General features: G+C 30.0%; 5 protein-coding genes. All 5 read right to left on the reverse strand.

What is annotated here, in order from left to right; translation table 11 throughout:
• Positions 1–299: 299 nt before the first annotated feature.
• A complete protein-coding gene (locus Q0F58_RS16220) occupies positions 300–998 on the reverse strand; it encodes an acyltransferase (RefSeq protein ID WP_294378878.1) in 699 nt (232 codons plus the stop codon).
• Positions 999–1003: 5 nt separating this feature from the next.
• A complete protein-coding gene (locus Q0F58_RS16225; protein ID WP_294378872.1) occupies positions 1004–1459 on the reverse strand; it encodes a GtrA family protein in 456 nt (151 codons plus the stop codon).
• A gap of 201 nt (positions 1460–1660) precedes the next feature.
• On the reverse strand, positions 1661–2599 hold the full coding sequence (locus Q0F58_RS16230; RefSeq protein ID WP_294378875.1) for a glycosyltransferase family 2 protein: 939 nt from the start codon (positions 2597–2599) through the stop codon (positions 1661–1663).
• Positions 2592–4223 (reverse strand): DUF6020 family protein, encoded by a 1632-nt coding sequence (locus Q0F58_RS16235; protein WP_294378876.1) that lies wholly within the window; start codon positions 4221–4223, stop codon positions 2592–2594. The genes Q0F58_RS16230 and Q0F58_RS16235 overlap by 8 nt, the downstream gene beginning before the upstream one ends.
• Positions 4224–4231: 8 nt before the next feature.
• Positions 4232–5371, reverse strand: a complete 1140-nt coding sequence (locus tag Q0F58_RS16240; RefSeq protein WP_294378880.1) for an acyltransferase — start codon at positions 5369–5371, stop codon at positions 4232–4234.
• Positions 5372–6434: the final 1063 nt, after the last annotated feature.

The raw sequence follows: 6434 nt of genomic DNA on the forward strand, positions 1-6434 counted from the left end.
CTTTTTTTCACATCCTTATTTTTAAGTTCATACATAAATTACTATACCACAAAATAGTCTATAATTCACTTCATTGCTGTTATTATACCTTATTACAAGCGCTATCTATGTGTAATTTCTATGAAATTATGTAATTTAAGGCAATACTTTCTTTCCTAATCTTAGTTTACGAATGAGTGCTGCAATAATAATAGTGATAGGAATAACGATAAAAGGCATACGTAAACGATAGAAGATTGACTTTGTATAATTTGTAAGATGTAGGTTTCTGTTTAAGATTTCAATAATGTAATAATGCATTAAATAGGGAATGTATATATCTTTATAAAACGCACATATTTAGAAATATTTGTTTTCATCACCTTTTCACTAATTTGTTTAATAAATAAGAGGGATGCACCCGAATACATTACAATGGGAGCATAAGTTAAATTTTTATAAATCTGACTTACATCACCTAAAGCGTGTGATTCATAATAAGTACCACCAAAATGCATTAATAAACCAGCTAAACCAAGAAAATAAATAATATATCTTTGATTAGGTGTAAAATCCATCTTATGAATGAAATATCCCATCACCACGAATATTGCATAGCCAATGACTACATTAATATTCAAAGGCCACGTAATATCGAGATGAAAAACTGAAAGAAGAAATGGGATTGTAGCATTGAAAATAAAACCTACTACAAATAAATATTTAAATAATTCTATTCTTTTACCTTCTTCAATTGATGCAAATAAAGGAATAGACAAATAAATCCCAAATAAAGGCATAAAGAACCAATAAATTTGTACAAAATGAGTATTGGTAAATCCATCAACGAGAACCTTTAAAGTCAAAGCAGATACTTTGACTGTATGTAAGAAAAACATATCAAATAAAAGTCCTATAAACGTCCAAAACAAAAATGGAATCACTGTCTTAGAAAAACGCTTCTTTAAAAAAGTCTTTGTATCATAGCGCTTTTGGCTTTCATATTCTTTTCCCCTTATTCAAATCACTCACTCTTGAAGACAAACAATTTGCTAATGATATAATTCGCAATGACCACAAGAACCTGTGCGAACACTTTCACAATAATACTATTCATAAATAACATCTTTATCCCTACATACAATACAGCTTCTTCCATGAAAAGAGTAGCGACACGTCCTCCAAAAAACGAAATCATTTCTTGAATAATACCTTTTACATCTTTCGCTGTATTTTCGAAAACCCAAATACGATTTGTCACATAAGCAAACAATACTGCAAGTATCCAAGAGAAGATATTCGCTACCATTGGATCCATATGCATACTTACATCAAAAAATGCATAAGAGCCAATACTAATAACTGTTGTTAGACCTCCAAAAAATAAATAGAGTAATACTTCTTTATATTTTTTATAAAATGGATTAAAGATACGTAAAAATTTCCATTCCATAATTCTATCAAATATATCTTTATTCATAAACCCTCCATAAATACTCATATAATTTAAGTATACAACATTTTTAACACTTATCCCAATCAAATTACATAACACAAAAAAAGTTCCTTCACGCACATGAAGAAACTTTTAAGAGCTGTACTTAATGTTGCTGACTCACCATTGTATAGAAAATATCATTTTCCTTTGATATTCTCTATAAATCATACTCCCATATGATTATTATATCTTTTTACTTTCAAATGTACTTTTCATATTCATCAATTGCATTTCAAAATCTTGTCTATTCTTTTGAGTAATTGTTGCTAGAATTAAACCTGAGAATAATGACTGAATAGCTGCAAGCATTGTAAAACCACTCACAATTAATGTTGGCATTTTATCAACAACTCCTGTTTTCAGAAAAGCAACAAATACTGGAGCAAAAAATGCCACACTAATAACTGCTAATACAAACGCAAGTAAAGAAAAGAATTGCATTGGTTTATAATTTTTAAATAAACGGAATATAGTTTTCAAAACTTTGAATCCATCCGAATATGTATTCAATTTTGATTCACTGCCTTCTGGACGATCTCTGTAATCAATCACCACATTTTCAACAAACAGGTTCTTATCTACAGCATGAATACTCATTTCAGTTTCAATTTCAAACCCTTTAGATAACACAGGGAATGTCTTAACAAACATATAACTAAATGCACGATATCCAGTCATAATATCTTTGATATCACTTTTAAATAAACTATTAATGCTATTACGTACAATACTATTTCCAAAGTTATGAAATGGACGTTTATTTTCTTCAAAATAAGTTGATGATAAACGGTCTCCAACTACCATATCCACATTTCTGTACAATACCTTATCAGCCATTTCTCTTGCATATTCAGCTGGATATGTATCATCACCATCTGTCATAATATAACATTCAGCGTCAATGTCTCTAAACATTCTACGAATAACATTACCTTTTCCTTGCTGATACTCATAGCGAACTACTGCACCGGCAGCTTCTGCGATTTTATCTGTTCCATCTGTAGAGTTATTGTCATATACATAGATGGTTGCCTCTGGCAACTCTCTCTTAAAATCTGTTACGACTTTTTCAATTGTCTTGCTTTCATTGTAGCAAGGAATTAAAACTGCTATTTTATCCATTATTATCTTCCTTCCTTATTCTTGTAAATTCCGCTAATATCAACGGGAACGTATATATTACAGGGAATGCATATCTAACATGCCATCTAATACAAGGCGCAGCAACTATAATTAATACCGATAAAATCAATGGGATAAAAAAGAACATACTATTATAATTATGCTTTTTCCATGAAAAAATCAGTAAACAGAACATCCCCATAATATACAATGCCATATTGTTTAATAAACTGATAATTGGAACACTGTGGCATCCCACTAAATACTTAAAATATTTTTGTTGCAGCAATGCTATTTTACGTGGAGTAGTAAAATACTGCTCTTTTTGATAATTATAATTATCTGCATTACTATTCAAATAGTAAGCATAATTATTATATCCTGGATATATTAAAACAATACTTTGCTGAACTGTTGCTTTTACATAACATGTTGGATGTTTTAGAAATTGCCTCAACCAAACATTTAAATATTGTTTTAAGTCATCTCCAGTGGCACTCCTGTTAAAATGAGTTTTTACTGGATCTGAAATATATGGATTATATAGTTCTCCTAATTGATCATAAGGCAATACTTTATTAATTATCTTTTTTTCTTTTTCTGTAACTTCGTTTCCATATATCTTTACATACCTTGAAGTTTGTTGAATCGGAATAGATAATGCTTCTGCAATACTTCCTTTCTCTGGTTGGTAAATATAATCCAGAGTCTTCGATGCTGTTATTGCCAATATACATGACAAAGCAATAACTACAACATGTTGTATGAATTTATTGTCACGCTTTTTTAACTCATAAACTATTAGCACTAACACTGTTGGCGCACACATATATAAACCATTATTTCTAAATAACACCATTCCAACTGTTGCCAATACAAATAAGATACTATAATAGCATTTACTCCAAAACAGCTTACGATTTGCAGCATATACAATTAACGTTGTAATATACAACACGCACATTGCTGTAAAATAAACGTCTTTGATTACTGTTCCAACATATCCAGTAATAAATGGACTAAACCCAAAGAAAAGAATTGCAATTATTATGCTCCAATACTTTGCTTGAAGATCTACCAAACATTTAATTGCAAAAGAAAAAATCACTGCTAGTATAATTGCTTCAACAATACAAAACAAAAAAATACCAATATTTGCAGAATGTAATTGCATACCAAATTTTACAAACCATGCCATTAACATTGTATGAAAAACTGGATGATGAGATGTCAATGTTGTGTTTCCCATACCCTGATCGATCTGCCAACTTGCATCCCAGCAAATTCCCGCTGGATACTTCAATATTATTGGAATTGTCCAACAAATACATAAAAATATAAATGTGATTACAAAGGGATGTTGCCATACTATCCATGTTTGAATCTTTTTGTTTTTCTGTAGATAATCTCCTTGCGCCAAACACCAGAATATTTGTATCAATACACGATATATCAAAATTCCTACTAACCACACTAATATATATTTAAATGCTTGCATACCCGAATTAATGTGTTTCTCTTGAAGAAAAATATATCCAAGTATATATCCAGCACTAAAAATTATACTTAGCAGCCAACTAAATCGTATTTTTATTTTAAATATATTCTTTAATTTTTGAATCATAATTTTTTCTAGCTTCCTTCTTTATGCTGTAATCTTTTTTGTTTCCAGTAATTTTTACGCATTTTGTAATAGTTCAACCCTAAAATCGTTCTAAGTCCTGAAATCATTGAGAATATCTCTGTTATTATAATAGAGCCTGACATAACAACAAGAGATTGTAGAACAAGCATATATACTCCGATTCTAGACGTTTTATTAACAAGCCATGCTGAAAATAAATATGCCAACATCATATGTGCTGCATAGATTCCAATTGTACGCACTGAAATAAATTCCATAATAGAATTTATTTTAGTTTTCTTCAGATCAAAAGTAGCAAACAAAGAATATATTCCTGCTGTCATAAGTAGGGTTGCAAATCGCTGATAATCTCCCTGTAATGCCTGATATGCACCGCCTAACGTGCCGTTTTGCATATAATATTCAATCACTAATAAAACAGCACCTACAGTAGCTGTTCCTACTGCAATTATTCTGTGTTTTTTCTTCTTTTCTGATTTATAAAAATATTGATGTAGTAATGGTCCAAGCAAAAAGAATAATAAATAGTACCCGGCTTGAGCAAACGGAAAATAAGCATCTCTAATCACTGAAAACGAAATACTTTTACCAGTCACATTTGCTATAAACGCATCTATTTCCGTAATAATTGGAATAAAAAATAATAATAATATCAAATAAAAATAGTATGTTTTCTTTTCTTCATAAATAGATGCAAATAATGGAAATACCAAATATACTCCTATTAAAGCATACATATACCAAAAATGTTCTGCTGGTACATATGGATTTGATAAATTTCCTCCGCAGAAGTAGTTCCATAAATCACTTATCTTCCAAATACAACTACCCGCTGGTAATCTTATATATTGAATTAATAAATAGACTGCTTTCCATGCGGCTGTTGTCACAATCAACATTCCTGTTTTTTTCAGGTGTTTACGCAACGAAAATTTTCTTTGCAACATCAATGCTCCATTAGCTAAGAGAAAAATAGGTACACCAAAGCATTTCACAAATAACATATACATATTCGCAGATACACCTTTGCCCATTACAGCATAATAGTGACAGCATACCACACAAAACATGGCAATTGTTTCCAAATAATCAATATATGTTAATCTGTTATTCTGCTTTGTTTTCACTTTCAAAAATTCCTTTCTGCATTTTTTTGAATATAACTATCGCTTTACAACTTTAGTGTAAAATTATCATATAAAAACTTTCTAATATAGAATAAGTTTAATAAAACATCACAAAAAAAGTGACCCTGTAAAACATAAGCATTATACAACGAAAAAACTATAATTAGTAGACTTTATCAATATTTTATTATTTATTTTATAACTTTTATATGTTCCAACAACAGTGATCCTACTTCTGCCGATACTATTCATATGAACTTTAAAATACTATTATTACACCCAGTTTCGATATCATCATTTTTATACCAAATAACAAAGAAATTACTGAATATATATGCAATAATCATTTCCAAATATATGAATACCATTGTCCAGATTGTACGAAAACTTATAATAAACTCATTGTGAACACACACTACAATTTCAAATATCCTGTTGGACTTTTTTGCGAATTTCTTGCATAGTACACCTTTCTAGAGTAGGGGAATCATCTTACCTTTCTGCTTCACGTAGTGAATTAGCCTCCATGATTTGATTGGTCATACCAAAAACTACATAGTAAGAATTCTCTTATGATCCTTTTTGACAGCCAGTATGCACAACTAAGTAAATGTCAAATAACATATTGGATGAGAATCGAATATTTTTAGATACTAAATTGTTGATAAATATCTAATTATCAGTTACATCAAGAAAACAAAAGAATTCTTAAAAATTTTTCACTAAAATATTAATAGTTATTAAATCATGTACACATGCAATACCATTTATATAACGAACCTTTAATTTTTAAGAGGGGCAATAGAAAACTCGCTTTAAATATTTTGGGGGTTTGCACTTGTAAAGGGCAGTCAGAAATGACTGCCCTTTAGTGCGCTCATATTACTCCTATTTTAATGTTTTATTGGTTCTTTTTCTTATATGATCCTCTCTTTTTTCCTTCTCTTTTGATTGTTTCATCAATAGCGTAAGAGGAAGGATTAGAGGATTTATTAAGAGAGTACACTAGTCTGTTTCTCATTCTTGCGAAGTTTTGATATCCGCATGCATTTGAAAGTATCTT

The organism is uncultured Clostridium sp., from assembly GCF_934754915.1.
In the GTDB taxonomy this organism is placed as follows: Bacteria; Bacillota; Clostridia; order Clostridiales; family Clostridiaceae; genus Clostridium.

What these genes read in the sequence shown, in the direction of transcription:
- Q0F58_RS16235 (WP_294378876.1), bottom strand. Translation starts at nt 4,223, where the DNA reads ATGATTCAAAAATTAAAGAATATATTTAAAATAAAAATACGATTTAGT.
- Q0F58_RS16230 (WP_294378875.1), bottom strand. Translation starts at nt 2,599, where the DNA reads ATGGATAAAATAGCAGTTTTAATTCCTTGCTACAATGAAAGCAAGACA.
- Q0F58_RS16225 (WP_294378872.1), bottom strand. Translation starts at nt 1,459, where the DNA reads ATGAATAAAGATATATTTGATAGAATTATGGAATGGAAATTTTTACGT.